The 26,721-nt window shown below is 41.1% G+C and carries 25 protein-coding genes and 1 pseudogene; 13 read left to right on the top strand and 13 right to left on the bottom strand.

Annotated features, from left to right (window positions below; genetic code table 11):
• The first annotated feature begins 157 nt into the window (after positions 1–157).
• A complete protein-coding gene (locus tag ACMVDV_RS22965; protein ID WP_416159815.1) occupies positions 158–2,167 on the top strand; it encodes an alpha-amylase in 2,010 nt (669 codons plus the stop codon).
• 180 nt (positions 2,168–2,347) lie between these two features.
• On the opposite strand, the gene srmB is transcribed toward ACMVDV_RS22965, so the two are convergent.
• Complete coding sequence (srmB, locus tag ACMVDV_RS22960) at positions 2,348–3,580, bottom strand: ATP-dependent RNA helicase SrmB (RefSeq protein WP_064666361.1); 1,233 nt, start codon at positions 3,578–3,580, stop codon at positions 2,348–2,350.
• Between the two features lie 76 nt (positions 3,581–3,656).
• Here srmB and ACMVDV_RS22955 point away from each other — a divergent pair, with 76 nt between their 5' ends.
• Positions 3,657–4,355, top strand: a complete 699-nt coding sequence (locus tag ACMVDV_RS22955) for a tRNA1(Val) (adenine(37)-N6)-methyltransferase (RefSeq protein WP_416159814.1) — start codon at positions 3,657–3,659, stop codon at positions 4,353–4,355.
• Positions 4,356–4,386: 31 nt separating this feature from the next.
• Here ACMVDV_RS22955 and ACMVDV_RS22950 read toward each other — a convergent pair whose 3' ends face one another.
• Positions 4,387–6,267 (bottom strand): AMP-binding protein, encoded by a 1,881-nt coding sequence (locus ACMVDV_RS22950; RefSeq protein ID WP_416159813.1) that lies wholly within the window; start codon positions 6,265–6,267, stop codon positions 4,387–4,389.
• Between the two features lie 191 nt (positions 6,268–6,458).
• Here ACMVDV_RS22950 and ACMVDV_RS22945 point away from each other — a divergent pair, with 191 nt between their 5' ends.
• The 5 genes from ACMVDV_RS22945 (at position 6,459) to ACMVDV_RS22925 (ending at position 11,061) form a co-directional block, all read left to right on the top strand.
• On the top strand, positions 6,459–6,932 hold the full coding sequence (locus tag ACMVDV_RS22945) for a VOC family protein (RefSeq protein ID WP_064666364.1): 474 nt from the start codon (positions 6,459–6,461) through the stop codon (positions 6,930–6,932).
• A gap of 347 nt (positions 6,933–7,279) precedes the next feature.
• Positions 7,280–9,019 carry a hypothetical protein gene (locus ACMVDV_RS22940; RefSeq protein ID WP_416159812.1) on the top strand — a complete coding sequence of 580 codons (1,740 nt, stop codon included), beginning with the start codon at positions 7,280–7,282 and terminating at the stop codon, positions 9,017–9,019.
• 410 nt (positions 9,020–9,429) lie between these two features.
• A complete protein-coding gene (locus tag ACMVDV_RS22935) occupies positions 9,430–9,687 on the top strand; it encodes a type II toxin-antitoxin system Phd/YefM family antitoxin (RefSeq protein ID WP_416159811.1) in 258 nt (85 codons plus the stop codon).
• Positions 9,675–9,974, top strand: coding sequence for a type II toxin-antitoxin system RelE/ParE family toxin (locus tag ACMVDV_RS22930; protein ID WP_416159810.1), 300 nt, complete (start codon positions 9,675–9,677; stop codon positions 9,972–9,974). The genes ACMVDV_RS22935 and ACMVDV_RS22930 overlap by 13 nt, the downstream gene beginning before the upstream one ends.
• Before the next feature lie 358 nt (positions 9,975–10,332).
• Positions 10,333–11,061: a hypothetical protein gene (locus ACMVDV_RS22925; RefSeq protein WP_416159809.1), complete on the top strand. Its 729-nt coding sequence runs from the start codon at positions 10,333–10,335 to the stop codon at positions 11,059–11,061.
• 266 nt (positions 11,062–11,327) lie between these two features.
• Here the strand turns inward: ACMVDV_RS22925 and ACMVDV_RS22920 are convergent, their stop codons facing one another.
• The 5 genes from ACMVDV_RS22920 to ACMVDV_RS22900 all read right to left on the bottom strand — a co-directional run bounded on the left by ACMVDV_RS22920 (position 11,328) and on the right by ACMVDV_RS22900 (position 14,087).
• Entirely contained in the window at positions 11,328–11,897 is a 570-nt protein-coding gene (locus tag ACMVDV_RS22920) for a DUF2799 domain-containing protein (protein ID WP_416159808.1), read from the bottom strand.
• 147 nt (positions 11,898–12,044) lie between these two features.
• Positions 12,045–12,425 (bottom strand): hypothetical protein, encoded by a 381-nt coding sequence (locus tag ACMVDV_RS22915; protein ID WP_283710236.1) that lies wholly within the window; start codon positions 12,423–12,425, stop codon positions 12,045–12,047.
• A complete protein-coding gene (locus tag ACMVDV_RS22910; protein ID WP_416159807.1) occupies positions 12,422–12,790 on the bottom strand; it encodes a hypothetical protein in 369 nt (122 codons plus the stop codon). Before ACMVDV_RS22910 ends, ACMVDV_RS22915 begins: the two co-directional genes overlap by 4 nt.
• 80 nt (positions 12,791–12,870) lie before the next feature.
• On the bottom strand, positions 12,871–13,761 hold the full coding sequence (locus ACMVDV_RS22905) for a dienelactone hydrolase family protein (protein ID WP_416159806.1): 891 nt from the start codon (positions 13,759–13,761) through the stop codon (positions 12,871–12,873).
• Between the two features lie 107 nt (positions 13,762–13,868).
• Positions 13,869–14,087 (bottom strand): hypothetical protein, encoded by a 219-nt coding sequence (locus ACMVDV_RS22900; protein ID WP_304180610.1) that lies wholly within the window; start codon positions 14,085–14,087, stop codon positions 13,869–13,871.
• A 211-nt stretch (positions 14,088–14,298) separates the two neighbouring features.
• Here ACMVDV_RS22900 and ACMVDV_RS22895 point away from each other — a divergent pair, with 211 nt between their 5' ends.
• The 4 genes and pseudogenes from ACMVDV_RS22895 (at position 14,299) to ACMVDV_RS22880 (ending at position 17,456) form a co-directional block, all read left to right on the top strand.
• A complete protein-coding gene (locus tag ACMVDV_RS22895) occupies positions 14,299–15,162 on the top strand; it encodes a PA4780 family RIO1-like protein kinase (RefSeq protein WP_304180609.1) in 864 nt (287 codons plus the stop codon).
• A gap of 118 nt (positions 15,163–15,280) precedes the next feature.
• Complete coding sequence (locus ACMVDV_RS22890; RefSeq protein WP_416159805.1) at positions 15,281–15,613, top strand: PBPRA1643 family SWIM/SEC-C metal-binding motif protein; 333 nt, start codon at positions 15,281–15,283, stop codon at positions 15,611–15,613.
• A 171-nt stretch (positions 15,614–15,784) separates the two neighbouring features.
• A pseudogene (locus ACMVDV_RS22885) lies at positions 15,785–16,678 on the top strand (GGDEF domain-containing protein).
• A gap of 193 nt (positions 16,679–16,871) precedes the next feature.
• Positions 16,872–17,456 carry a YqaA family protein gene (locus tag ACMVDV_RS22880; protein WP_416159804.1) on the top strand — a complete coding sequence of 195 codons (585 nt, stop codon included), beginning with the start codon at positions 16,872–16,874 and terminating at the stop codon, positions 17,454–17,456.
• A 28-nt stretch (positions 17,457–17,484) separates the two neighbouring features.
• On the opposite strand, the gene ACMVDV_RS22875 is transcribed toward ACMVDV_RS22880, so the two are convergent.
• Positions 17,485–19,458: a phytase gene (locus tag ACMVDV_RS22875; protein ID WP_416159803.1), complete on the bottom strand. Its 1,974-nt coding sequence runs from the start codon at positions 19,456–19,458 to the stop codon at positions 17,485–17,487.
• A 229-nt stretch (positions 19,459–19,687) separates the two neighbouring features.
• Entirely contained in the window at positions 19,688–20,854 is a 1,167-nt protein-coding gene (locus tag ACMVDV_RS22870; protein WP_416159802.1) for a hypothetical protein, read from the bottom strand.
• Positions 20,855–20,984: 130 nt separating this feature from the next.
• Here ACMVDV_RS22870 and ACMVDV_RS22865 point away from each other — a divergent pair, with 130 nt between their 5' ends.
• Positions 20,985–21,449: a MarR family winged helix-turn-helix transcriptional regulator gene (locus ACMVDV_RS22865; protein ID WP_416159801.1), complete on the top strand. Its 465-nt coding sequence runs from the start codon at positions 20,985–20,987 to the stop codon at positions 21,447–21,449.
• An 87-nt stretch (positions 21,450–21,536) separates the two neighbouring features.
• Entirely contained in the window at positions 21,537–22,274 is a 738-nt protein-coding gene (locus tag ACMVDV_RS22860) for an RIO1 family regulatory kinase/ATPase (RefSeq protein WP_416159800.1), read from the top strand.
• 40 nt (positions 22,275–22,314) lie between these two features.
• On the opposite strand, the gene ACMVDV_RS22855 is transcribed toward ACMVDV_RS22860, so the two are convergent.
• From ACMVDV_RS22855 to ACMVDV_RS22840, 4 genes are all read right to left on the bottom strand, one after another.
• Positions 22,315–23,727, bottom strand: a complete 1,413-nt coding sequence (locus ACMVDV_RS22855; protein WP_416159799.1) for a family 43 glycosylhydrolase — start codon at positions 23,725–23,727, stop codon at positions 22,315–22,317.
• Between the two features lie 228 nt (positions 23,728–23,955).
• The gene (locus ACMVDV_RS22850; RefSeq protein ID WP_416159798.1) at positions 23,956–24,426 is read right to left on the bottom strand and encodes a hypothetical protein; all 471 of its coding nucleotides are present in this window, start codon (positions 24,424–24,426) and stop codon (positions 23,956–23,958) included.
• Positions 24,426–25,568, bottom strand: coding sequence for a PepSY-associated TM helix domain-containing protein (locus ACMVDV_RS22845; protein WP_416159822.1), 1,143 nt, complete (start codon positions 25,566–25,568; stop codon positions 24,426–24,428). Before ACMVDV_RS22845 ends, ACMVDV_RS22850 begins: the two co-directional genes overlap by 1 nt.
• Positions 25,569–25,855: 287 nt before the next feature.
• Positions 25,856–26,692 carry a mechanosensitive ion channel family protein gene (locus tag ACMVDV_RS22840; RefSeq protein WP_304180597.1) on the bottom strand — a complete coding sequence of 279 codons (837 nt, stop codon included), beginning with the start codon at positions 26,690–26,692 and terminating at the stop codon, positions 25,856–25,858.
• Positions 26,693–26,721 lie beyond the last annotated feature (29 nt).

Genomic DNA, 26,721 nt, shown 5'->3' with positions numbered 1-26,721 from the left:
GCAAATATTCAGTGAATCAATTTTTGTTAAATATACTGAACGATTTATTAGCGTGTGAGGTTGCATACGTATTCAATTTTTATTCTGTTAGAACCATTCTATTGTTAATCGCTTGTAAATGTAAAAGTACCTAAATGACAACATAATGGAAAACACAATGAAAATTAAAAAAATAGCAACCACGATAGGGCTAAGCGTTGGCCTAAGTACTGCATCGATTGCAAATGCAGCACCCACCACATTCGTCCATTTATTTGAATGGAATTGGCAAGATGTCGCCCTAGAATGTGAACAATACCTAGGGCCTAAAGGCTATGCTGCGGTTCAGGTCTCACCACCGAATGAGCATATCATTGGCAGTCAATGGTGGACGCGTTATCAACCGGTCAGTTATTTGTTACAAAGCCGAGGCGGTAGCCGTGAGCAGTTTATTGATATGGTTAATCGTTGTGATGCCGCTGGCGTTGATATTTACGTAGATACCTTGATCAATCATATGGCGGCAGGCAGTGGAACAGGCACCGCTGGTAATACCTATGGTAATAAACAATACCCAATTTATAGCCCACAAGACTTTCACACCAGTTGCACCATTAATGGCTCAGACTACGGAAACGATCGTTACCGAGTACAAAACTGTGAGTTAGTCGGCTTAGCTGATTTAGATACAGCTGCAACGTATGTGCAAAACACATTAGCGGCTTACATTAATGAATTACAAGCCATTGGTGTTAAGGGATTTCGGTTTGATGCAGCTAAACACGTTGCAGCCACTGATATTCAGAGTTTAATGGCGAAAGTAAATGGTTCGCCAGTGGTATTTCAAGAAGTGATTGATCAAGGTGGCGAGGCTGTAGCAGCCTCAGAATACTTAGCCACAGGTTTAGTGACTGAATTTAAATACAGCACTGAGCTTGGCAATACCTTTAGAAATGGCTCACTCGCATGGTTAAGTAATTTTGGTGAAGGCTGGGGATTTATGCCAAGTGCATCAGCTGTGGTATTTGTAGATAATCACGATAATCAACGTGGTCATGGTGGCGCTGGCAATGTAATTACCTTTGCCGATGGCCGTTTGTACGACTTAGCAAATGTATTTATGTTGGCTTACCCGTATGGTTATCCAAAAGTAATGTCTAGTTATGACTTTCATAGTGATACTGATGCCGGTGGCCCAAGCGTACCTGTGCATAACAACGGTAATTTAGAATGCTTTGCAAGTAATTGGCAATGTGAACATCGTTGGTCATACATTGCCGGTGGCGTAGATTTTAGAAATAACACGACAGATAATTGGGCAACAACCAATTGGTGGGATAATACAAATAATCAAATAGCCTTTGGTAGAGGAAACGCTGGCCATGTCGCAATTAACAAAGAAGAGTCAACACTCAATGCCACCGTGCAAACAGATATGGCTCCAGGACAATACTGTAACGTGTTAAAAGGACATCTGACTAATGATGCAACAAGTTGTACTGGTGAAGTTATAACGGTTAATGCAAATGGCACTATTAACTTAAATGTGGCTGCGTGGGATGCAATGGCTATTCATAAAAATGCCAAGTTGACCACAAGCACCACCCCCGATCCTGAGAGTGATTGGCAGCGCACTGTGGTATTTATTAGCGCACAAACGCAAAGTGGCCAAGATATGTTTATCCGCGGCGGGATTGACCATGTTTATGCAAACACAAATCTTGGGCGTAACTGCCAAACAAGTAATTTTGAATGTGCGATGCCAATTCGCCACAATAATTTAAAAAATGCCACTACCAGTCCTTGGAAAGCGAACGACAACTACCTAGATTGGTACGGTGTTGAAAGTGGCCAAAGTAGTGAAGCGCAAGGCACGGCAACCGATTGGACCACTAATATTTGGCCCGCAGCTTGGGGAGCAGAAAAAACCGTTGCTAACGATGGCTTTGGTGTTACACCGCTAAATATTTGGGGAGAACATTATTGGCTGCTCGATGTTGATATGGATTGCAGCAAAGCGGTTAATGGCTGGTTTGAGGTCAAAGCGTTTATTAAAAATGGTCAGGGCTGGGAGGGCGATATAGCGCAAGCAAACACCCCTTATGTTAGTACTAATCATGTTGCTCAATGCGGCAAAATTAATAAGTTCGAGTTTAGTAATTCAACTGTAGAAATACGCAACTTCTAATTTTATTACAGGAACATCGCCACTAAACCATGAGTATGTGTTTAATGGCGAAGGCTAGCTCTACCTTGCTGGATCAGACTACTTAGGTGTTTGCCAGTAAAAGGCAGCACAAAAACTAAAAAGCCGAGCTTAGGTAGTTGCTCGGCTTTGTTAATTATCCAGAATTTAGGTTAATTACTGTTATTTTTTCTTTTTGACTTTCGTTTTTGCTTTTTTACGGGCTTTTATTTTTGCCGGATCTTTAAGCTTTTTGATCGGTAATTTAGCTTCTTTATGTTGTGGCTCAAGACCTTTGATAACACGACGTTTAAGTTTTTGCTCTGTGTAACGCTCAACTTTGGCAACAATTGCAATATCGTGGGCTTCCACTAATGAAATCGCGATGCCTTTTTTACCGGCGCGGCCAGTACGGCCAATACGATGCACATACACATCTGCGGTACGCGGCATATCAAAGTTAATTACATGGCTGATGTCTGCAACATCAATACCACGGGCGGCAACATCGGTTGCGACTAAAATTTTAGTACGACCAGAATGGAAGTTTTCCATCGCTTTCATGCGCTTGTCTTGCGGCATTTCACCACGCAGCCATGCAGCTTTAACACCGTTGTTAGTTAACTCACCAATTAAGGTTTCAAGGCGCTCACGGGTTTTTACAAACACAATCGCTTTGCTAACATCTGGGCCATTCAGGGTATTAACGAGTAACTCCAGTTTATGATGATAGTCATCGGCTAAATGGATCCACTGGTGAATTTTGGCTTTTTCTTTACGTGATGACTCCGCTTCAAGCAGTGCAGGGTCATTTAATATTTGCTCTGCAAAACGTTCAACACTGTCGCCTTCAAGGGTGGCTGAGAACAAAAAGCATTGACGACGGTTTTTAGCTTCTTCACAAATGCGCATCATCTCTTTACGAAAGCCCATGTCTAGCATGCGGTCGGCTTCGTCTAAAATAAGCATTTCGACATTTTCAGCGTGGAAGTTTTCGGTTTCTAGGTATTCCATTAATCGCCCTGGTGTGGCAATTAAAATGTCGTTATTTTTTTCAAAAATTTCTTTGTGCGTACCGTAGTTAATACCGCCAGTTACTACGCCTATTTTAAGGTGAGTGCCTTTGGCAAGTAGTTCACACTGTTCATGAATTTGATAAGCTAACTCGCGCGTTGGTGTCATTATTAACACGCGGGCAAAACCAGGCTCACGACGCGGAAAATCAAGTAAGTATTGAATCGCTGGGATCAAAAATGCCGCTGTTTTACCAGTACCGGTTGGTGCCGAGGCTAAAATATCACGCCCTTGCAGCGCTTCAGGAATTGCTTGTTGTTGAATGCTGGTAGGGGTTTCATAACCCATTTTAGCAACGGCTTGTAGTAGCTTGTTATCAATATCAAAATCAGAAAATTGCATAGAGTGTCAAAAATAGAGGACAATTGCCGTTAATTATACGCGCTATCCGCCAGTTGGTGAATGAAAAGGTGAAAAAATGTCAGGCTTTGTGTTTAAACAATTTAAAGTAGCGCAAACCCGCAGCGCGATGAAAGTCTCAACGGATGGGATTTTACTGGGGGCATGGGCTGACTTAGCCACCGCACAGCGGTTGCTTGATATTGGTACGGGAACTGGCTTGTTGGCACTAATGTGCAAGCAACGTAAGTCCAGTATGGCCGTTAGCGCCGTTGAAATTGATGCCAATGCATGTGCTGATGCACAGCAAAATTTTGCTAATAGCCCATGGCCAGATATTAGGTTGATGCAAAAAGCTATTCAGCAAGTAACCAGTGAGGTTAAATTTGATGTGTTGATCAGTAACCCGCCGTATTTTAACGCCAGTTTAAAAGGGGAGGACTTAGCCCGTAATACCGCACGTCATACAGATAGCTTAAGTTTTAGTGAGTTACTCAGCGCATTTAAAAATTTGAGTCATCAAAATAGTTTTTTGAACGTTATTTTGCCGTGTCCTGAGGCGCAGTTATTTATCGCTCAAGCACAACGACAAGGGCTGTATTTAGTGCGCCATTGTTTGGTGAACACGACGAAAGCAAAAGTGCCAAGTCGCAGCTTAATGTGTTTTGCCTATCAGGCAGAGCCATGCGAGCAAACTAGTTTAACGATTCATGCTGAAGGTGGGCAATATAGCGATGAGTATATTGCCCTATGTAAGGATTTTTATTTAAAGATGTAGTTACTTGGGTTACAGCCTTGTTTTGATGCGATTAACGATCGTTTAACTGTTGGCTTATTTCGCTAAAAATACTGGCATCATCAATGGTTGATGGGATCTGCAGTTCATCCCCATCAATGAGCTGACGGAGGTTTTTACGTAAAATTTTACCTGAACGTGTTTTTGGTAAACGTTCAACACTGACGATATTTTTTAAACAGGCGATAGCACCAATTTGATTACGAACGGCGAGGATCAATTGTTGCTCAACGTCAGTGGGGTTACCAATAAAATCGTTTTTTAATACGATCATCGCCATTGGCAATTGCCCTTTGAGTGAGTCATTTACGCCAAATACAGCACACTCTGCTACTGCGGGATGGGCGGCCACAATCTCTTCCATTTCACCGGTTGAAAGCCGATGACCTGCCACATTGATCACATCGTCGGTTCTACCCATAATAAACAGGTAACCGTCGTCATCTAAGTAACCACCATCACCCGTTAAATAATACCCAGGATATTCGCTTAAATAGCCTGCTTTATAGCGTTTTGTGTTTTGCCAAATAGTTGGTAAACAACCAGGTGGTAATGGCAATTTGATCACTACCGCGCCTTGTTCGTTTGCTGCACATTGGCTGCCATCGACATTTAGAATTTGTACATCAAAACCTGGAGTGGGGACAGTTGCACTACCGGGCTTTGTATTTAGTTGCTCAATGCCGATAGGGTTGCATGCAATTGCCCAGCCTGTTTCTGTTTGCCACCAATGGTCAAGCACAGGTAACTGAGTGTGTTCGGTTAACCATGCATAGGTTGCGGGATCTAACCGCTCACCAGCTAAAAATAATCGTTTTAAACTCGTGGTATCGTACTTTTTAAAGCCCTCAGCGGTGGGATCTTCTTTTTTGATCGCTCTAAAAGCGGTTGGCGCACTGAATAAAGCGTTTACTTGATACTCTTCAACTACTCGCCAAAATGCACTGGCATCAGGTGTGCGTACGGGTTTTCCTTCATAAAGTACTGTGGTGCATCGAAACATTAATGGCGCATAGACAATATAAGAATGGCCCACCACCCAGCCAATATCAGACGCTGCCCAAAATACTTCTCCAGGTTGCATGCCATAGACTGTTTCCATACTGTAATGCATAGCAACAGCATGGCCTGCGTTTTCGCGTATTACGCCTTTTGGCGTGCCGGTTGTGCCTGATGTATATAGAATATAAAGCGGGTGATCGCCTGCAACAGGCACTACATCGGCGGGTTCAGCTGTTTGCATAGCTTGCTCCCAATCGATGTCCGTAGCATTGAGCTTTGCTGTGATATGTTTGCGTTGATAAATAATACTATGCGCAACTTTATGCTCGGCAAGCTTTATTGCATTATCAATAAGTGGCTTGTAAGCAATGACTGAATTCACCTCAACCCCACATGAGGCACTGAGGATTAATTTGGGTTTAGCATCATCAATGCGTACCGCTAATTCATGGGCGGCAAATCCACCAAATACCACAGAATGAATTGCTCCTAAGCGAGCGCATGCCAACATACTAATAACAGCCTGCGGTATCATTGGCATATAAATGACGACACGATCCCCTTTTACAACACCTAATGATTGCATTACACCGGCAAATTTAGCGACTTCTTGTTGGAGTTGTAAATAGCTATATGTGCACTTACTGTCAGTGACGGGGGAATCATAAATTAGCGCTGTTTGCTCACCAAACCCAGCTGCAACATGTTGATCTAATGCCAGATAACAGCTATTGAGTTGGCTATCTGCATACCAATGATAAAGGCCGTCATTATCTTGTGTGTAAGCGTGTTGCGGGGCTTTGAACCAAGGGATGCGTTTTGCTTGTGTTAACCAAAATTCGCCTGGATCGTGAATAAACGACTGATATTGTTGTTGATAGTTGCCTTGCATAGCAGGATCCTGTGTATAAATGTGTGAGAGACCCTACAAAATGTAAGCCCTTTTCTATAAACCCGATATGCGACCATAGTCTGTTAGCCGTTTAGCAGTAATATTCACAGGGTTAAATACTACTGCCGTTAGCTGACATTCTCAGGCTTTATACTACGCTTTTAAAGCAGCTATATATTAGGAGAACAATAATGACAGTTTCAGCAATTCCAAAGGGGTATCATGCAATTACTCCTTACTTGATAATTAACGGTGCAGCAAAAGCAATAGACTATTACTGTAAGGTATTTAACGCGCAGCTTATTATGCAAATGCCTTTACCTGATGGTGGTATTGCCCATGCGGAGATTAAAATTGGTGATTCGCATATTATGCTTTCAGATATGTGCCCCGAAGTGCATTTTAAAAGCCCCGATGAGCTAGGTGGTACACCGGTTAGTTTAATGTTGTATGTTGCGGATGTGGATGCTGTATTTGCTCAAGCAATTGCAGAAGGTGCAACAGAAGTTCGCCCAGTGCACGACCAATTTTACGGTGATCGAGCAGGCACTTTACAAGACCCATTTGGCCATGTTTGGACAATAGGCACTCATAAGGAAGATCTCAACGATGATGAAATTAGTCAACGTATGGCCGATTTAATAAGCAAAGAAGAAGACGCATAAATTATTAACACGCATAAATTATGGGGCTCATATCTGATCTTACAGGTTTGAAAAATAGATTTATATTTCATCTGACAGACAGCTATGAGCGAGAAGCGGAAGTTGTTAAAACTACCTCAGAAGCTAATTTAACTTGCGTTACTCGGCTAGTTGCTAGTCATAAGAGCAGAATTAATGTTTTACTTTAAGTGCAACCTTCAGGCTTTCATTCAACAACTGATTTAAACCTTTATTGAGTTACTTGCGTCTCAAGGAGCATAATTATAAAAAAAATTGTATTTTTTAATAGCAAGATCGATTTGCTATACAATACCACGTGCTAAATTTTGACATTAGGGACAATTTTGATGCTTACTCGTTTTTCGTACTTTTGTACCATTCTATCCATAGTTACCACCTCGTTTTCGACATTAGCTTCAGATGTTTTAGATTGTGTTATTGAGAGATATAGTCAGCCAAATAGCCCGTTTACGGGTTTACCTAATCCTGCCGAACAGGGCGAACATAAATACACAGTAATGAACTATGGCGAACGACCATTTTTATTTGCTATATCAAAACCTGATGTAATTGCTCCAAATGTGAGCTTACCTAGCTTTCTTTCCGACTATTCACGCAACCAAGGATATGAGGACAATGCTTACCACAAATTTAAAAGTAGTAATTTACCTTTGGAGGCTAAAGTTTGGCTTCCTTTGGGAGCCCAACCACTACCGTTAGTATTATTAGTCCATGGAAACTCTGCTCCAGGGTTTGATTATCTAGGTGAATTACTCGCCAGCCGAGGGCACTTTGTTGTGCAAGTAAATCAAACTTATTTGAATGATTTATGGGGAGAAAATGGTGCCCGTGGTTGGATACTGCTTGAACATATTAAGCTGCTGCAAAAATGGAATGCTGAGCAAGGTCACGCTTTTTATAACAAACTAGATTTAGAGAATATCGCTTTAATAGGGATGTCTAGAGGAGGGGAGGCTGTTGCTTTAGCTGCATCATTTAATCAATGGAAGACCTTACCAAATAGTAGTGAATCAACAGAGTTTGGTTTTAACATTAAATCCATTGTCGCATTAGCCCCAATGGACGGGCAATATCAACATGCTGATGGTAGAAACATCCTGAAAAATGTTAACTATTTAGTGTTACAAGGAGGTCATGATGCGGATGTTTATCAGTTTCTTGGTAGCCAACAATGGCATCGAACTCACTTCGATGATGATAAAAACTACTTAAAGCAGTCCATTTATATTTATCGTGCTAACCACATAAACTTTAATCAAGATATGTCTGATGATTTCCATTGGGGAAGCAGCAAAGATTTTTATTCTAAGCTATTAACACCCAAACAACAGGAGAATTTAACTAAAGTGTATGTTTCTGCTTTTTTGGAAGCTACATTGGCAAACACAAAAGAGTATCGAAAAATTTTTAGACAACCTGTGGCTGGTGAGTTTGGTCTTCCTGACGATATTTATATCAGTCGCCATATGGCATCTGATTTCAAAGTTATAGAAGATTTTGAAAATGTAGCTAAAAAGGAAAGTACCGTTAAAGCCCTATCCGATAAAACGTTAACAGAAGTGCCAATCAGTATAGACTCAGAGCGCCTAAGAAACGGAACTAAAACTTCTAATAATGTATTAAAGGTTCAACTTAAGAAACAAGTTGAAACACGGTTGAGCATTAAGCTTTCAGAAGCTGAGCTGTTACATCAAAATCGCAAAGGAAAATCCTACCTAAGTTTCTCACTGGCTCGAGCTGATTCAGGAGAAAGCGAAGGATGTGGATCATACAATTTGTTATCTGATACCAGGGTAGAGCTACTTGATAAGTCTGGTGTAGTATTTAAAAAAAGTTTGGGCGCATCTGGCAGTGTCTCCCCTTTATTAATTTCTGACTTCTCTGAATTGGAAAAAGGTGATATGAAATATGCGCCGACAGAGCCAGTATTGCAAACCTTTACGCTCCCTATTGAATTGAATAAGCCAATCAGTGCCGAAAGCGAATTAGAGCTTGTCTTGATTTTTGCACCGAAGCGAGATGTATCTATCATCGTGGATGATATTGGGATAACTAGTTCTATATAGCTCATCAGCTTTCTTTTAAAGAAGCTAGTCATTAACGCATTAGGAAAGTTAGTTTACCTTAAGGTGAGGCATAAAATCGTTCTTAACGGCGGCTATTGGCACTCAGCCGATAGTTGGTATCGAGCGATATACGGTCATTGAGGTTTTAGTTAATCTAAGTCACTACTACTAAGGTGACCTGTGAGGAAACTTTTCTCTTTTTACATAATAAAATAACCTACCCCAAAGGTAATATTTATAGTTAGCAATAACTTACACTATTTGTTATTAATAGAAGCACATAAAAGAAGGACATTTTTGTGTGAAAATAGGGAAAGTGTCCTCTGATAAAGCTGCTAGCCGTATAGTTGTAACCTCTAGTTTGTGTGATACTATAGTGATACATTGTTTGGTCATATATTGGATTTATTATGAGAGTTGAACTTGTTACGACCCTTAAACGTCAAGCTACCAAAATTTTAGCGGATCTCCATGCTTCTAAAGAACCCGTATTAATTACTGAACATGGTCAACCATCTGCTTATTTAGTTGATGTCGATGATTATGAGTTTATGCAACAGCGGATGGCTATTCTTGAAGGTGTAGCACGCGGTGAGCAAGCAATTAAAAATGGTCATACATTTTCAAATCAAGAAGCAAAAGAAAAAATGAGCAAATGGCTGAAGTAATATGGACGTCACCAGCTCTCGATGATTTAAATGATATTGCTGAATATATTGCCTTAAGTAATATTCCAGCGGCTAAAATATTGACTCAAAAAATATTTGATAAAATATCTAGATTAGAAAGTCACCCCGAGTCGGGTAAAACACCGCTGGAGTTAATTAACTTAAATTACCGTGAAGTTAATGTTAATCCTTGTCGTATTTTCTATAAAGTTGATAGCGATAAAGTTTATATTTTACATGTCATGCGTCAAGAACGAGATCTGCGTAGATTTCTTCTAAAGAGTTAAATACGGCTAATCGGGTAGCCGGAGGTCTCTAACCTCCAGCCTGCGCCTCATATGATATTTTTGTTCATCAGCTCGCATTTACTAATCATAAAGAATGCAGCGGCTTCCTCCAGACTATCTCTCGCGATTTAGCCCTTGCCATTCGCGAGTGTCTATCGTTTAATAACAGTATGTTATTTAAACGGTGATCTCCCTACAGAGGACTTTCACCTCATAAGTCAATGCCCATGTCGGGCGTACTCAAGTTGTTTAAAAGGACAAAAAACAGTTGGCTTTTGCTCCTTCGTCGCTAATTTTAGCCAACAATTTCTTGCCTCTTAACGAGGCTTTATGTTTCAGCTCTCAAACTAGAGGTTATATGCAAGCTCAAGAGTTTATCGATTTGCTCAGTAAGATCCAATTCAGCCAGACACTCAGTTGGCAAGCTTATATTTTGATAGCCTTTGTTTCTGGAGGGGCTGGGTTTCTTTCTTCATATCTAAAGGAAAAAGGTAAAAATTACGCGAGTAAAGAGGATTTTGAAGAGTTGAAAGGTCAATTGGCGCAAAGCACAAAATTAGTTGAAGACATTAAAGCAAAAGTGTCTGAAAAAACGTGGATAAGCCAACAAATATGGGTCAAAAAGCAAGAGGCATATGAGGCTGTTTTTGACCTACTTATTCACGTTAATAAGTATGTAGTTAGGCAAGTTGATGACTTTGAAGAGTGGGAGTATATAGATAAATATCACCCATATTTTCAATACTTACAATATAACGAAGATAATGAATCTCTTCGTAAGCAACTTGAGAAAGATAAAGCTGAATATAATGAAAGAGTAAATTCTCCTGAGCATAAAGATGAAGCCGAAAAATTGAAACAGAAATACGAAGTTGCAATAGACAACTTATTAGATCTCGTCGATGTTAAGGCGATATACCTAAACTCTGAAGTCGGAGCTGTGGTAGCAAAGTTAAAAATTGAACTTGCCAGAACTTATGATGAAGAAGATTGGGATAGCCACTTTCAACGTTTATCTACAGAAACAAAAAATGCAATTAATAAAATCAAAGAAATTAGCAAAGTCGAGTTAAAAATAGAAACATAACAAGCTGTTAAACAAGGGCAAAAAACAGTTGGCTTGCGATCACTATTCACTGATTTTAGCCAAGTATTCTGCGCCCATTAGCGAGGCGTTACCAATATCCGCTCATGGCACATATGCGACGGTCAGATTTGATTGAATCCCACTAATCTGACAGTTCAAGTTAAGACTTATTTATATAAATTACATTGATTTTTTATTTAACCTGAATTTTGCTTTAACTTTTTGCATTAACCCAGCCCTATGATTACAGGCTGGGCAGAGGATAATCAAGGAAAGGTAATTTCAACTGTTGAGGTTTTATTCAATAGTGGTAATAAGGACTTTTCGCGTCTTAAGTCTTTTAACTCACGTTCTAATTGGCGTTGCTGTGTATTTAACTCTTTGCGCTGTGTTTGCGTGATGTTATTGCTGTTTAACTGCTGATTAATTTCAGAGAGTTGTTGTTTTAGCTCGGTTATACGGTTATCAACTGCTATGCGACGTTGTTGGATTTGATAACGGTCGTTACCTTCTTCCCACGCTTTTCGAAATGCACGGTTGTTACATACACCGTTATATGAGACTCCGCGCATAGCCAGAGTAAAGCCGTTTTCAGGCTGGCAATACACGGCTAAGCCATCCTCGTAGCTAGTTTTAAATTGTTCAATGTTTGGGTTGATATTGTAATCGTTACACGCTGCGATCTTTGTTATGCCATCGGCATAATCACCACCATTTACGCCGTGTTCATAACCTAAACTTTCCCAGTTGGCTGTTCTACACTCATCCTGACTCAAGGTTGTACAGCCATTATTTAGCAATACAAAAATACTTAATATTAATAAACGATTTTGCATAACTATCCTGTTATTTACGTTCTGTACCAATACGTTATAGTACATTTTATGGTTATTAAAAAGCTACAATTTAAGTGGGTTTGTAGACTATTTTAAGTAACAAATTATGTCCTTCATTAAGTTTAATTGCCACAGAGCGCATCTTAACTAGTGGTGCTTTGTACTGCGCGGAGCGCCAAGTATAATCGCCACTTGGCAAATACATACCGATAAGAATGCACTCACGCCCAAGGCGCCCCCAAAATTATTAAAGTAAGGGATTAAATTTTCAAACATGACAGCAAATATAATACTGGATGAAAATAGCGTATAGATACCAAAGCGTTTTGGCGCACTCATGCCAATAAAGGAGCCACCAAAAAAAATGCTGCTGTATAGCTCGGCGTTGAATTCGGTGGGGAGTAAAATAAGGTAAGCGACGATAGATAAAATGGCAGAGGCCCGAATCGCATCAAGACGATGGTGCTTAGCCAAATAAAAGGTCGAGAATGCGCCAAGTAACGCTAATAGGATTGCTGCTAAATTCATAATACGATCCCTTTCGCTAAGACGAATAAAGCCACGCTGATGAAGGCAATACTGCCTAACTTCCCGCCAAAACCAGTAAACATCTTCGCAGTCAGCACATATAACATAGCGCCAATTAAAGAAATAATGGCAAGTTCCCAATAACTATTGATCAAACCTTGTGAGCACATACCGGCAAAACTGCCAGCATAAATAGCAGCGTAAGGATGGTTTTCATACTGTTTTGGAAAAGCAATAAAACTACCAATAAGTCCGGTTAAACAGGACGCGATAACAGCGGGAACTGCAAACTGAGTATGCAAAATAAAACAACTCATACAACCGATAAAAAATGTGACGTACTTTAGGAGAAAAAATTTGCTCATGAGGGCAGCGGTTTCTTTAATGAGTTTAGTAATTGAGAGTGCGGCAGTGCTTAGCTATGTTACTAAACACTGCGCTGAAGTTATACGAGTTTTTCGTTAAAAAATGCGACCGTTCGTTGCCAAGCAAGTTCGGCGTTTTCTTTATCGTAGCGTCCGGTTGAATCGTTATGAAAGCCATGATTGGTTTTCGGATACATATGCATTTTATAGTCAACACCGAGGTTTTTTAAGTCACGCTCATAATCGGGCCATGTTGCATTGACGCGCTCATCGAGTTCGGCAAGTTGGATAACTAAGGGGGCTTTAATATTTTTACGCAGCGCTTCGCTGGCTGGAGTGCCGTAAAAGGGAACGCCAGCATTTAACAGTGTTGAGTCAACAGCCGCTAAGTAATTAACAATGTAGCCGCCAAAACAAAAACCAACGGCGCCAAGTTTACCGTTACTTTGCGGGTGCGATTTTAAGAATCTAGCCGCAGCGATGAAATCGTTTTGGATTTTTTCTTGATCCATAGAGCGCTGCATTGCTCGTCCTTCGTCATCATTGCCTGGGTAGCCGCCAAGTGGAAATAGCGCATCTGGCGCAAAAGCAATAAAGCCTGCTTTTGCTAAACGACGGGCAACATCTTTAATATACGGATTTAAACCACGGTTTTCATGGATCACTAAGACCACTGGGCGTGTGCCAGTTAACCCTGTTGGTACTACTAAATAACCGCGGCCTTTACTGTGGCCATCGGGTGAAGCAAACGTTTGATAGCTTGCTTTAATTGCATCGTCATTAAACGAAACTTGCTCGGCGAGGGTATAATTTGGTAATAATGCCGCTGTTAAAACGGCCATTGAATAGCCCAATGCAGCTAAGCTTGCAAGTTTTTTCATAAAGGTGCGTCGGTCCATTTTTCCATGGGCGTATTCATCGTACCAGTCAAAAGCTTCTTGCGGGATGTGATCTGAGAGTGGGTTTTGCATGCCAGCGCCTTTATGTTAATGAGAAACTTTTTATAACATAGCTGAGAGAATTTAAAATGTATATTATTGTATGCTTAGCAACCAATATTGAGCACGCACAATTAAGTTTAACTAACTTCTTCACCGGCATGCTTTGCGGCTAATTCATCAAGTTCCGCACAGGTGTAGTCAAATCCTACGCCATCAAATTGATAACTTACTTTTACATCAAAACCACCATTGAGCAGTTTTGTTGTTACGCGAGCGATAGGCCAGTGTTTTAATTCGTTTAAAAAACGATTAGCTATTTGTGCCGATTGAAAGTGATAGCGTATTTCTGAATTCATATAAAGTAAGTATAATTTAGGCTGTTAACCTCGCAGTTTGTGGATTTAGCTGATTTAGTCAAGTTTTTTGTTATTTAACCTGTTTGATAAACTCGATTGTGCGGTTATTAGCATTGGTTTTCGTGTGCTTTTGCTTTAACGTAAGGGTCTATCAAATAAAATAGTTTGCGAGAAGATTAAAAAGTATGCCTAAGTACGGTATAAACGTGTTATGAAAACGCCAAAACAGATCCTACCGTTAATCGAAGACGGTATCGTTGATGAAGTCATCAGCCAGTTAATGAGTGGCAAAGAAGCCTCGGTATATGTCGTTCGTTGCGGCAATGATATTCGTTGTGCGAAAGTCTATAAAGATGTGCAACAGCGAAGTTTTAAACAAGCTGTAAAATACCAAGAAGGACGCAAAGTACGAAATAGTCGTCGTGGTCGGGCGATGGAGAAAGGCTCTAAATTTGGCCGTAAAGAACAAGAAAACGTGTGGCAAAATGCAGAAGTTGATGCACTTTTCACGCTGTCTCGGGTTGGTGTAAAAGTACCACAGCCTCATGGTTGTTATGATGGGGTACTGATCATGGATTTAGTCACCGATAATGACGGTGATGTTGCGCCGCGTTTAAATGATGTCAGTTTAACTACTGAGCAGGCTATTGAAGATCATGCCACTATGGTGCATTACATTCGTTTAATGTTATGTGCGGGTATTGTGCATGGCGATTTATCTGAATTTAATGTGTTAGTAGACAGCTATGGTCCGGTGGTGATTGATTTACCGCAGGCGGTGAATGCAGCGGCAAATAATAATGCTCAAGAAATGTTTTTACGCGACGTACGCAATATGCGCTTGTATTACGGGCAGTACGCACCAGAAATACTCGACACTCGTTTTGGTGAAGAAATGTGGGCCTTGTACCAAGCTGGTGAATTAACCCCTGAAACCGTGCTTCACGGTGATATCGCAGATGATCATGCTGCAGCTGATGTTGATTCAGTACTTGATGAAATTAAAGCGGCGTTTGAACAAATGCAGGAGAATCAAGAGCGAATAAAGGCCGCACAAGCGCCTGACGAAGATTAGTCCTACTCTGTGGTAGTGAGGTATTAAAGTGGGCGCGCTAACAGCTTAAAACTCTGTTAGACTGCGCAGCCTTTAGTGACTCACAGTGAGTTGCTGTAAACGACAGTTAGGAACGCCGGTGTCAAAATTTTTCTATCGTGGTAAGCCCGATATCATGGGCAAGCACAATCAAGGTACGTATCAACCTAAACCAAAAGTAAAGCCAGGCAGTGAAGGCAATCCACTGCAATTGTGCGTACCAAACCATGAGCGTGAAAGTGAAGTTATCGCCATTTTAACGGCCAACGAGCTATTTGCAGAGATCATTGTTGATAGCGAGCTTGCTGAAAATATAGCGCCTTTAGAAATTGTGTTACAGCAGCCCGTTAGCCAAGTTTTTGCAAAAACGCCACAGCGCAATGATCCTTGTCTATGTGGTAGCAATAAAAAATACAAAAAATGTTGTGGCTAACTAATTTAACGCTGCAACTGGCAGTACTGCTGAGTAACTTGAGCTCAGCTTAAATGCATATTTTTCTCGTTACAATCGCGTTTACTATTTACCGCTCAGTGCAGCATATGTTCATATTTTTGTGCTAAGGTTAGCCATAATAGATGATAATTCAAGCAGTGATAATCGCGTATGGCATACTGTGAAAATGAGTTTAATCAACAGCTTGAAAGAAAGTGGTTACAGCGAGCATTTTCGTCGCTGTTTATACTTTCACTGCTGTTGATTGTTGTTTTGTATTGCACTTTTTTACCTGAACTTAGTGAGCATATATTTTTAAACGGTGTACTCACCGACACTATAAACTTGTTAATTGTTGTGGCTATTTTTGTGATCGTGCAAAAAGCCAATTTGTCGACCACTGCTTATGTCTATTTAAGTCTCGGTTTGACGTTTTGGACTGCAGGATTAACCTTTGATCTGCTTGATGAAATTTTAACTCAGCCGTTATTTATCGGTATTTATGTCGAAGATATTTTGCGTACTGCGGGAATGCTGCTTACCTGTTACGGGCTAAAGTTAACAATGGCTGATTTAAAGCGCACTCAGCAATGCTTATCAAAAGAGTTGACCACGGATTATTTAACAAAAATAGCAAATCGACGCTTTTTTTATCAACACATACAACAGGTTCAAGCCCAGCGGTTTACTCTGATTATTATAGATATCGACTTTTTTAAATCGATCAATGATGAATTTGGTCATGATGTTGGCGACAAGGTGCTGACCGAGCTGGCAGCGTTATATGCAAATGCACTCAGTCAAGACTGCGTATTTGCGCGCCTTGGCGGAGAAGAGTTTGCCGTATATGTGCCTGATGATAATCAGTAATATGCTATCGACCTCAGTCAGCAGTTACTCGCAATTGCACGAACTATTGAGCTAAACAAACAGCGTAATGTAACAGTGAGTATTGGGGTGTCGTTTAAGGCCGCTGATGAGTCACTTGCTGAGGTACTTAAGCGTGCCGATCAAGCGTTATATAAAGCTAAAAACAACGGACGCAACCAATATAGCCTTGCTTGATTTCTAAGCGATTGATTATAGTAAAATTTACAATTTTGACTGGGATTTTTACAGCCTCAGCCACATTTTACCCCCTGCTCATTTACTTTTTATAAAGAAAAGCATTATTAAACAATGCCTTTATTTAACTGTTAGGGCTGGTATTGAGCTTGCACTGTATTGATAATATGACTTTATTTTCCAAGGTAATACGATGGCTGTTATGCAACGTTTAAAGCAAAAAACGCGACAATTGATAGATTCAAAACACATGCTAACCAGCATAACGGCGGCCTCATTTTTAGAATCAACAATCGTTCCTATCCCTCTTGAGGCTGTGCTAGTGCCTTTGATGCAAGCTCGTCGTGATAAGCTTTGGCTGATAGCCTTAATGGCTACCATAGGCTGTGTAATAGGTGCGTTATTTGGCTATGCGTTAGGGTACTATTTGTTTGATGCGGTAGGTGATTGGGTGATCAATAGTTTTTCAACCCCAGCGCAGTTTGAACAAGTAACACAGCAAATGCAGCAACAGGGTTTTTGGTTTGTAATAACCCTTGGCATTGTGCCCATTCCATTTCAAATTGCGATGCTAGCTGCCGGCGCGACGAAATATTCGTTAGTGATGTTTTTAATTGCCACCATGATCGCGCGTTCAATCCGCTATTTTGGCTTAGCGCTGGTGGTGTATTTTGCGGGTAATCAAGCTGAGCGAATTATTAAAAAGCATAAAACCAAGGCGATGCTTGGCTTAACAATATTAGTGTTACTTATTTGGTGGTTAACAACCTTGCTATAGCCGCTAAATAGCGGCTATAGCAGTCAGTTTACTTGTTGGTGCTGTGTATCAGTGAATGTACTTGGCGCCAATCGACCAGTTTAAAGTTTTGTGGCTGTTGTGGCATACGGTTATAACCATCTTGCACAATTAACACGCCAAGAGGATAGCCTGGCAAAGGTTTGGCTGTAACCGTTAAGCCATCGGTTTCTGATACGCCATCAATGCCTTGCGCTAAATTGGCGATAATATTAAATTTGCTGGTAAATTCAAGGGTAGGGTGATTTTCCCCCTTGTTTATCCGATACACTACATAGCTATTATCACCTTGGCTTGATACCACTAAGAAGCGCTCATTTTCACCTTGATAAATTTCCATGCCTTCTACATCATCAATCAACAGTTCATTAATTGACTGCAATAAAATCGGCGCTTGTTTTGCGTCGGGCTCGGCATCGATAAACCAAATCCCAGCATCTTCTTCACCGGCAAACAGTTCGCCGTTTTCATCATCACTACTGCAACCTTCAGGTTGGCTTGGCAGGTTAAATTCGCGCACAAGTTTGCCAGCGACTTTTTGCTGTTGGTTGGTAATTTTGTATTGCTGATATAGCCCTGATTTGTCATTTACAAAGACATAATTCCCAGAATGCGATGAGTACATACATAAGCCATATATTTCACTTAAATTTGTCGCCACACTGCCTAGCAGCTGTATGTTATTGTGTAGATCTACAGTGAATAAACTAATGCTATTTTCACTGCGATTACTGGCTGCTATTAAGGTCTGAGTGGGATTATCTATGCTGCTATTTTGGCGAACATCAACATTGTTAACTCTGCCAACTTCCAGCGCTTGAGTTTGCTCTCCCGCTAAGTTGTATACCATAAGGCCGCGGCGTTTATCGGTACCTATGATCAGACTTTTGCTGGCATCTGTTGGGTGCAGCCAAATGGCTGGGTCATCTGCGGCATCGCCAAAGGCAGCAACGGGGGTCGTTTGCATATTTGCATACACATGAGCTGTTTTTGCTGCGGTGTTATTTGTTGTGGCGCTGCTAAGTGGCTCTAAAATGAGTTGGCTACTGAGGTACGCGCCCGTTTCATCATCATAGATAATGGCTTGCGTGTCGGCTGCGTTATTAGTCACGGCTACAGCAGCGATACTTTGTTCACCTGCTAAATGCCATTTTTGCTGCAAGTTGTGCTCAGTATGGTATCTGTGTAGGCTATTATCGCTGCTTGTGGTAAACCATAAACTGCCATCTGCGCTGGTGGTTAATACGCCAATCCCGCTGCTGAGCTCGCCAAATGGTGCCACCATTGCCAGTGGCTGTTTAGCTGCGGAGGATTCTGCATTGGCGTTCATTTGCCAAATGCCTAGCTCTTCTTCACTGATAAATAGTTGTTGGCTTGCATCATTAACCGCACAGCCTGCGGCTTCATTTACAGCTGCAAACTCTCTTACTGCAATATTAGCGGTTTCTCCGCTGGCAAGATTATACACTATGGTTTCTGTCATTAAGCCACGCACATCAGCAACAAAAGCTGAAATACTGCCAGTATCGATATTGTTAAATAAGCATACCGCATCAGGTCGCGCTTGTGGGACGACAATGGCGGGGTGCTCTGTTAGTTGCCAATGACCGTTATTTTTAGCAAGCGTAAACATCGCAACCTGATCATGCTCGTTATCAATACTAGCCACCAAAAAAGTATTCTCGGCAATAGAGCGTACTGACAAGGTTTCAAAATTCCCTGACTTAACAACATCACTGTGTTGGCCATTTTTAGAGACTACAATGAGACCCTGACTTTCACTTGCCAGTAACCATGTATCGTCAACAAGCCAAGCGGCTTGTGAACCTTGAATATTATTTTGTTGCCAAAATGGCGTGCTGCTAAGCTTGAGGGTAGTTTGCTCTGCGAGTGAGGAGTGAGCATCTTGGCTGCTGCAAGCGCCTAATGTTGCTGTGAATGTAAGTATGCTTAATGCATAAGCAAGTGGTTTAAGTGTTGGCATGAATAAAGTCCTAGTTAGCTTGGTATGCGATGCAAGCTAAATAACTTTTATGACAACGCCGTGACAAAATAAAGACTGCTACCATGGACATTAAAGGGTTTAATTTTGCCTTATTGTCTTCGGTTTGTTGGTAACGCTTTGTTTTAAATGTGTTTAAATTTAAATTGTTAACGCGATAAGCGCTCTTTTATTACGAGGTCACAGGCTGAGCTGATTTGACCCTAAGCTATTATTTTTCCGTGATAGTGGTGGTTATTTGTGATTTAAGTTGCGCGAGTGTTTGCAGTACCGAGCGCTGCCAAATAGCTTTAAACGCTTTACAAAATAAATATAAAAACAGTAAGGGCATCAAGAATAGTTTGATGATCAGCAGTGATACTAAGTTTAAAAACTCAATAAATAACCCTTCCAATGAATCGGCCATCTCAGTAATGCCATTGCTAACGGTATCCACGACTTTGCTAATTAAATTACCTGAATTACCCGTTAGTTGGTCATTATAATCACGCAATAATTGCTGTTGCTGACTTTGTTGTTGATGTAATGCAGCCAGCTGATTGTTGATAGACGCTTGTTGTTGTCGTAAATCGCGCTGTTTTTTAAGCAATGGTTTGGCTTGTGGAAGCTCTGTTAAGGTGAGTTTTTCGGTTAAACTGCGGGTTGTTTGAATTGCCTCAATTTGCTTATCCAATTCATCAAGTTGTTGTTTATTATCTGCGATAACTATTTTTAATTGCTGTTGTTGGACAGCAATAAGCTCTAGCTCATCAAGGCTGGTTTGCTTTTGACTATTAATTTTTGCGCTTAATTGCGCCGATAACCTTGAGGTGGTATTCGCTTGGGCGCTGAGAGTGTCGACGGTGTTTTCAACATATTGATTTTGATAATTAATCTCTTCATCTAAAAATGCTTGGCTGGCAAGGCCGGTTGATAACACCACCAGTGGAATTAAAAACCGCACTAAAATCAAACTTGCGAGTAACTTACCTGTTAGCTGCTTTAAATACCCGAAGTGATCGCAAAGCAAATAACCAATAGCGCTGACGGTAAATAAGCTACTAAAAAACACTCCCGATGAAATCGTAAATAATATCCGTTGGATAAATAATGAGCCTAATGACATACGCATTGCATCGGCAATATATTCTGCCAAATCGTTAACTGGATCAAGTAGTTGTGCAGGTGCAATACTGGCTATGCCGATGCCAACTTCAGCCGATTGCAATAAAGAAATAATACCGTTAACGCTGCGCGCAGAGGCATACACTAATGACGATTGCACTAAGGCTTGATCAAGAAACGCCATAATGTAGCCGTTAAACTGCTCTAACCAGCAAAGCACTAGTAGTATAACTATGACAATATACTTGATAACATCTCGTTGTTTGCTGTGCATGTCTTCCTCATTAACCTTGGTCAGCTTACTTACGCTACACTAATTAAGTGTAATTAAGCAATTGTGTACGATTGAATTATTTTAGCAGTTAACTGTCTATGAATGACTTTTAATGCCGTGTTGAGAATTTATGAAAGAACCCGCTTCACTTGGACAATGTTGTATTGACGATCTCGATCCTGTTCAAGATCTTGGTCGATTAGTTTCTTATTTGCGCTCAAATTTAGTGACCCACTTAGATGCCGAGCTGATGCCAATGGATTTAACTTCGGCGCAGTACATTGTTGTGGTGTTGCTTGCTCGCGGCACAGTGAATACCTTAGCCCAGCTGTGCGAACACATGATGTATGATCGTGGTGCGATGAGCCGTTTATTATCTCGTTTAGAGGAAAAGGGCTTAGTTGCAAAGCAACAATCCGCAGCAGATCGCCGCTCCACGTTACTATGCCTGACCGCAAAGGGCCAACAGCTTTATCCTGAAATTCTGCCTATCGTAAATACTATTTACCGCACAGCTTTAAGCGACTTTTCTGACGATGAAAAAAAACAGTTAGCGAGCCTGCTGTTTAGAGCAATTCATAATTTAAAATCGTAAATTTATCTAAAGACGACATTGCTGTGAATTGTGAGTTTTGATAATATAGTTGCCTAGGCACTCACATTCAACACGGTTCAGGATGTTATGATCGAAGCTACTTTATTACACCAGCTACAGCTGCAATTTCCTGATCATCAATTCACAGTAAATAACTTAAAGGTTGTGCACACGGGTCGTTTTGCTAATGCCATTGTGTACCGCTATACCGACCTGCAATTTGATTTAGTGATCAAAGATTTTCAACACAGTCCTTGGTGGGTGAGAAAAACCTTTGCACCTTTGTCGGTGAATCAAGAGTATAAAGGGTTGGCTCGTTTAGCGGGTATAACAGGTGTGAGTGGACGATTTCTGCGATTATCGCCGCTTGCTGTTGCCTACGATTATATTGAGGGCACGCCACTTAAGCAGTTAGTACAGCAAAATAAAGTCTTACCTGTGAGCTTTTTTAAAGACTTTGAGCGACTGGTTGCGTTAATGCATCGCCGTGGGGTGGTACATCTGGATTTGCGTAATTTAGGTAATGTGCTGTGTAGCCATGACGGTAAGCCGTATATTATCGATTTTCAGTCAGCGATACGTTATGCGCGTTTTCCTCGTTGGTTGCAGCGATTTATGCGCGGTGCAGATATGTCGGGTGTGTATAAAGCATGGGCTAAGCTATCTGAGCAACCGCTACCGGATACTAAAGCGGATTATTTAAGTAATTTTAATCATGTTAGAAAGCGCTGGATTTTTAGAGGTTACCCGATACAACGTGCATATATGTGGGGATGTGGGGTGGCTACGCAAATCGCCTCTGCCATTATGGAACGGTTTTTATAAAGCGCGTAACCGCGCTTTATAAAAAAGTTGCTAGATTGGTTTAAAATTTTGGCCAACCATTTGAATCCCAATTTAATGTACTGATCAGCAGTTTTGGCACACCGTTGTCACCTGCGTCATAGGCGTGGCGAACCATTACATCGGTATTTAGAATATCTTGTCCGCCTGGGCCTACCCACTGACTGTTACCAGCGTCTAAAATACTGCCACCGCCAGAGAGCATATTGTTGCCATTTTTGTCTAAGTAAGGGCCTCGGATATCGCTGGCACGGCCGTATGCGATACGGTAGGTGCTGTCGGTGCCTGCACAACATTTACCCACCGAGACAAATAAATAGTAATAACCTTGGCGATATACAATACTCGGCGCTTCAATACCACCAGAGCGACTTGCTAATGAATAGAGCTGGCCAAATGGTTTCATGGTGATCGGATTTATACGCATTAATTTGATGCCAGAATTCCATGAGCCGAAAACTAACCACGGCGCCCCATCTTTTGCGACGACTAAGTCAGGGTCAATGGCATTGTAGTTATTGCTGTTAGTGGTATTAATCACTAAACCATCATCTCGCCAGCTACCTGCTGACACGCTAGTGGCAGAAGTTAAGCCAATTGCTGACACCCGTGAGCCGAAAGTTGATATTGAATAATAAAGCCAGCTACGACCATTGTAGCTTTTAAGCTCTGGTGCCCAAACATCAATGCCATCATGTTCAGGCACATAGTTAGCCCACCAGTTTAAACCATTAGGGAAAATCGCAGCCGCATCATTCCAGGCAACCCCATCATTTGACCATTTTCCGGCGATGCCAGGGCCGGTTTGAAATATCCACCAAGTGCCATTTTCGTAACCTATGGTTGGATCATGAGTTACTAAACTGCCTGTTAATGGCCAATGATCTGTCGCGCCATTGGTGGTTGAAGGATCAAAAGGTGCAGACTCTACGTTAGCGAGCTTGTTGAGTTGCCAAAGCTGTGCATCACTGGCGTTATAGGTCCATTGGCTGATATTAGCGCCATCGTTGCCGTTAAACTCAAATAAATCGAGCGCTTTGCCACTATTGGCGTTAATGAAGCTAACGTAACCACTGCCATCGTCATTTATTTGCCAATGTTGCGTAGCCACACCTGAGTATTCATATTGTGCGACATTCGCCCCATCAGCTGTTGACCAGTCATATACTTCCATGGCTTTACCACTGTTTAGGTTGATCACAGAATAGTTATTGCCACCAACGTTGGTAATGATCCAGCGTTGAGTATTATGTTGATTTGCAGCCCACTGGCTTATATTTGCGCCATCATTGCTTTGCGCGCTACTAACTTCGACAAGTTTGGCACTGTATTTTGACTGAATAGTGTAAACACCGTTATCAATTGCATAAGCGCCATTAGCATAAAAACCAACGGCTATACACGCGGCGGCTATTCCTTTATTGGAAAATATCATTGTGTCTCCAAATTATTGTGTGTGGATTGTAGTGTTAGCGAAGCAAGATAATTGCTACTTCACTATTTATAATACTTTATTATATTAATACTTTTGTAAAGGATTTGTTTTGTAATGTTTAATAAAAGTTAAAAAATAGTGGTTTAGGCTGGTTTTTATAAGCGAGGATCTGCCTTGAGTAGTACAAAGGGCAGGGCAGCTTAGGGCAAGGCGCCCTAAGCTAGTTGATTATTGTTGTATTAATTGGCTTGGGATCGACCAGTGTTGCACGAGCTCTTCACCTTGCCAGGTTTGAATAGTGAGCCAAAGTTTATCACCCTTGCTGATGGTTGCAGAGGCAATAGCATGTGCGTGTTGTCCGTGATTGGTGCCGTGCATAATGCCTTCATCCCCCTTTGCCAGTTCACTCAGTGGCAAAGGCTGCGGGCCTATATTTAAATAAGCTTGGCGAATTTTACTGATTTCACCTTGGTTAAACGCTAAAAAGAAGTCTTTTACGTACTCGTTATGATGCGAATAGGGTTGCTCCATATTCAGTGGCATAGGGGCTATTTTAAATTCGCCTATCGTTTGCTCTTGCCATAGATCAGGAAAGGTTGGATTTAATGCCTGATAAATATAGATGCAAGGCAACACCAAAATCAGTGCATTAAGTAAATACTTGTTACGTTGCCACCAGGTTTTTTGTAAGCGTGCCATTAGTTAGCCTCCACAGTATCGTTAATTGTTACAGGGCTTTGCTTTTGTGCTTTAACAAGTTTTTTTGAATACATCATAAAGCCGGTAATTGACATACCACTTAAAATTACGCCAAACAGGAACCAAATTACTTTGGTCCAAAGACCACCAATTGTGCCGTAATGTAATGGATCTGCAATGTGTGACAGGGTCTGTAATGCGCTCATGGTTTCAGGGCTTTTGCTAGCAGCTATTTCGCCTGTCCATGGGTTGATTGCTGTCGAATACGCATAGCCATCATAAAAAATAGTATCACCGGCACCCATGATGCTATACATACCGCGGTTATGCTCAGGAAGCATAATGTATGTTGGAGTAAACTCGCTAAACTGGTTTTTAGTTAGAGTAATTGCACTGTCTAAATCAATTGCTTCAGCATTGCTGACACTGGGTAATTGGGCTTCGCTTACTATCGGCGCATGCTCTTCAATATCAATCTCGTTATGCCACATAATGGCCTGAGCTAAATACCAAAGCCCAGTTAAACTCATAATCGCCATAAACCAAATAGACCAAACACCGCCCATTGTATGTAAGTCTTTTAATAAAGTTTTACTGCCTTGATTAAAGCGTATTTTAGGCTGAATGAAGGCACGCCAGAAGTTTTTATAAATAATTAAGCCAGTTACTAAAGCACCCAAAGTCACAAATGCCATAGCACTGACGAGGTAGTAGCCAACGCTATAGCCTTCCTGCCATGGAAAATATAACCAGCTGTGCAAAGTGCGCATAAACTCGATGAATGAAGTGGTTTGATAGATAGCTTGTACTTCACCTGTGTATTGATTTACATAGGCTGTTGCGTATGGCTTATCGGTATCAGTAAAAATAATTGCATTAACTAAATAAGGTTCGTAACTAACAACACTCATGACATCAGCAGTTGGGTACTGGCTTGTTACGCTATCAATAAGCGTTTGCTTAGATTTTTCAGGTAAGTTATCAGGGTTGCTAGCGCGTGCTTGTGAATTTGTTAGCCAAGTTATTTCGTGGCTGATCACCGAAATAGTGCCTGTTACACAAATAAAACAGAATAAAACCCACACTGGTAGCGAGAACCAGCCATGTAATTGAAACCAAAATCGCTTACTTAGTTTTGCCATCATTAACCTTTATGTAAATAACACTTGTTATCGTTAGTGTTGTGTTTGAGTTATTGTACTATTAATTTATAGCCAATTTCAATTTATCAATTAGGCAGCTAAACGGCAGCAATATACGTTTTAGAGTCGTATTATGGTTTTGTAAAGCTAAGGGTGCGTGCTAAAAAGACCGAGCTGATTTGCTTTCATAGGTAAGCGTATTTAACAGTACAGGCAGTTATTGGTGATGTGTTTAGCTTGTAATTAGGGTAAAAAGAGAGCTTACACTCTCTTTTTATGCATTGCTTTTAGCTATCAAGATCTTGTTTATTGATAGTAATAACGCGTTGTGGGAATGGAATTTCAATATCCGCGCCTTGAATTGCACTATAAACTCCACCGTTGATGGCAAGTTTAGTTTCGATGATTTTAGTCGTTGGCACCCAGTAGCGATAGCTGATGGTTACGCCGCTGTCAGCAAAACGTTCAATACCAACTTGTGCAAGAGGTTCATCAGCAACTAATTCATGCACTTTTAAAACCTCTTCTATGAGTTCTATGGCATGTTGTGCATTGGCGTTGTAGGCGATATCAATTTCACCTTTGACCAACGAATAGTTAAACGAGTTATGCAGTATTTCGCCAACGATGTGTTTGTTAGGAATGGTTATTTCTACTTTTTCTTCGTTAATCAAAATGGTGTAGCCCAGCTCGATGGTTTTGACTTGGCCACTGACATTTTTAACTTCAATAGTATCGCCAACAATAAATGGCCGAGTAGCGATGATGGCAAGACCAGCGCCATAATTTGAGAGCATGCCTTGCAGGGCTAAACCAGCGCCAAGAGAAGCGGCACCAATTGCAGCAACGAATGGGGTAACGCTTACGCCTATTTTACCCAGCGCGATAATAACGAACATAATGATCAGTAATACTTTCACCACATTACTAACAAAGTTGGTCAGGGTGATATCGATATTATGGCGTGCCATTAATGCGGCAACCATCTTCGCTATTTTCTGTGCGACCCATAAACCAAAAATCAAAATGAGTAACGCGCCGACCAGCTGCATGCTGTATTTAACGAGGTACTCGCTGATCATGGTGTAATATTTTTCGACTTGCTGTATTTCTGTACTGATCATCTTATGGCCATAAATAATTTGATTGCAAT

Source organism: Pseudoalteromonas sp. ASV78 (assembly GCF_047806705.1).
Lineage (GTDB): Bacteria > Pseudomonadota > Gammaproteobacteria > Enterobacterales > Alteromonadaceae > Pseudoalteromonas > Pseudoalteromonas prydzensis_A.
The sequence above is the reverse complement of the archived record's forward strand: the minus strand, read 5'-3'. Positions and strand labels throughout refer to the sequence as shown.

Bases quoted from the DNA above. Each gene is read 5' to 3' on its own strand.
- ACMVDV_RS22920 (WP_416159808.1), bottom strand. From the start codon at position 11,897: ATGCAAAATCGTTTATTAATATTAAGTATTTTTGTATTGCTAAATAAT.
- ACMVDV_RS22965 (WP_416159815.1), top strand. From the start codon at position 158: ATGAAAATTAAAAAAATAGCAACCACGATAGGGCTAAGCGTTGGCCTA.
- ACMVDV_RS22940 (WP_416159812.1), top strand. From the start codon at position 7,280: ATGCTTACTCGTTTTTCGTACTTTTGTACCATTCTATCCATAGTTACC.
- ACMVDV_RS22860 (WP_416159800.1), top strand. From the start codon at position 21,537: ATGATCGAAGCTACTTTATTACACCAGCTACAGCTGCAATTTCCTGAT.
- ACMVDV_RS22930 (WP_416159810.1), top strand. From the start codon at position 9,675: ATGGCTGAAGTAATATGGACGTCACCAGCTCTCGATGATTTAAATGAT.
- ACMVDV_RS22870 (WP_416159802.1), bottom strand. From the start codon at position 20,854: ATGCACAGCAAACAACGAGATGTTATCAAGTATATTGTCATAGTTATA.
- ACMVDV_RS22850 (WP_416159798.1), bottom strand. From the start codon at position 24,426: ATGGCACGCTTACAAAAAACCTGGTGGCAACGTAACAAGTATTTACTT.
- ACMVDV_RS22865 (WP_416159801.1), top strand. From the start codon at position 20,985: ATGAAAGAACCCGCTTCACTTGGACAATGTTGTATTGACGATCTCGAT.
- ACMVDV_RS22880 (WP_416159804.1), top strand. From the start codon at position 16,872: ATGGCTGTTATGCAACGTTTAAAGCAAAAAACGCGACAATTGATAGAT.
- ACMVDV_RS22840 (WP_304180597.1), bottom strand. From the start codon at position 26,692: ATGATCAGTACAGAAATACAGCAAGTCGAAAAATATTACACCATGATC.
- srmB (WP_064666361.1), bottom strand. From the start codon at position 3,580: ATGCAATTTTCTGATTTTGATATTGATAACAAGCTACTACAAGCCGTT.
- ACMVDV_RS22935 (WP_416159811.1), top strand. From the start codon at position 9,430: ATGAGAGTTGAACTTGTTACGACCCTTAAACGTCAAGCTACCAAAATT.
- ACMVDV_RS22845 (WP_416159822.1), bottom strand. From the start codon at position 25,568: ATGGCAAAACTAAGTAAGCGATTTTGGTTTCAATTACATGGCTGGTTC.
- ACMVDV_RS22905 (WP_416159806.1), bottom strand. From the start codon at position 13,761: ATGCAAAACCCACTCTCAGATCACATCCCGCAAGAAGCTTTTGACTGG.
- ACMVDV_RS22950 (WP_416159813.1), bottom strand. From the start codon at position 6,267: ATGCAAGGCAACTATCAACAACAATATCAGTCGTTTATTCACGATCCA.
- ACMVDV_RS22910 (WP_416159807.1), bottom strand. From the start codon at position 12,790: ATGAGCAAATTTTTTCTCCTAAAGTACGTCACATTTTTTATCGGTTGT.
- ACMVDV_RS22855 (WP_416159799.1), bottom strand. From the start codon at position 23,727: ATGATATTTTCCAATAAAGGAATAGCCGCCGCGTGTATAGCCGTTGGT.
- ACMVDV_RS22925 (WP_416159809.1), top strand. From the start codon at position 10,333: ATGCAAGCTCAAGAGTTTATCGATTTGCTCAGTAAGATCCAATTCAGC.
- ACMVDV_RS22875 (WP_416159803.1), bottom strand. From the start codon at position 19,458: ATGCCAACACTTAAACCACTTGCTTATGCATTAAGCATACTTACATTC.
- ACMVDV_RS22945 (WP_064666364.1), top strand. From the start codon at position 6,459: ATGACAGTTTCAGCAATTCCAAAGGGGTATCATGCAATTACTCCTTAC.
- ACMVDV_RS22915 (WP_283710236.1), bottom strand. From the start codon at position 12,425: ATGAATTTAGCAGCAATCCTATTAGCGTTACTTGGCGCATTCTCGACC.
- ACMVDV_RS22955 (WP_416159814.1), top strand. From the start codon at position 3,657: ATGTCAGGCTTTGTGTTTAAACAATTTAAAGTAGCGCAAACCCGCAGC.
- ACMVDV_RS22900 (WP_304180610.1), bottom strand. From the start codon at position 14,087: ATGAATTCAGAAATACGCTATCACTTTCAATCGGCACAAATAGCTAAT.
- ACMVDV_RS22895 (WP_304180609.1), top strand. From the start codon at position 14,299: ATGAAAACGCCAAAACAGATCCTACCGTTAATCGAAGACGGTATCGTT.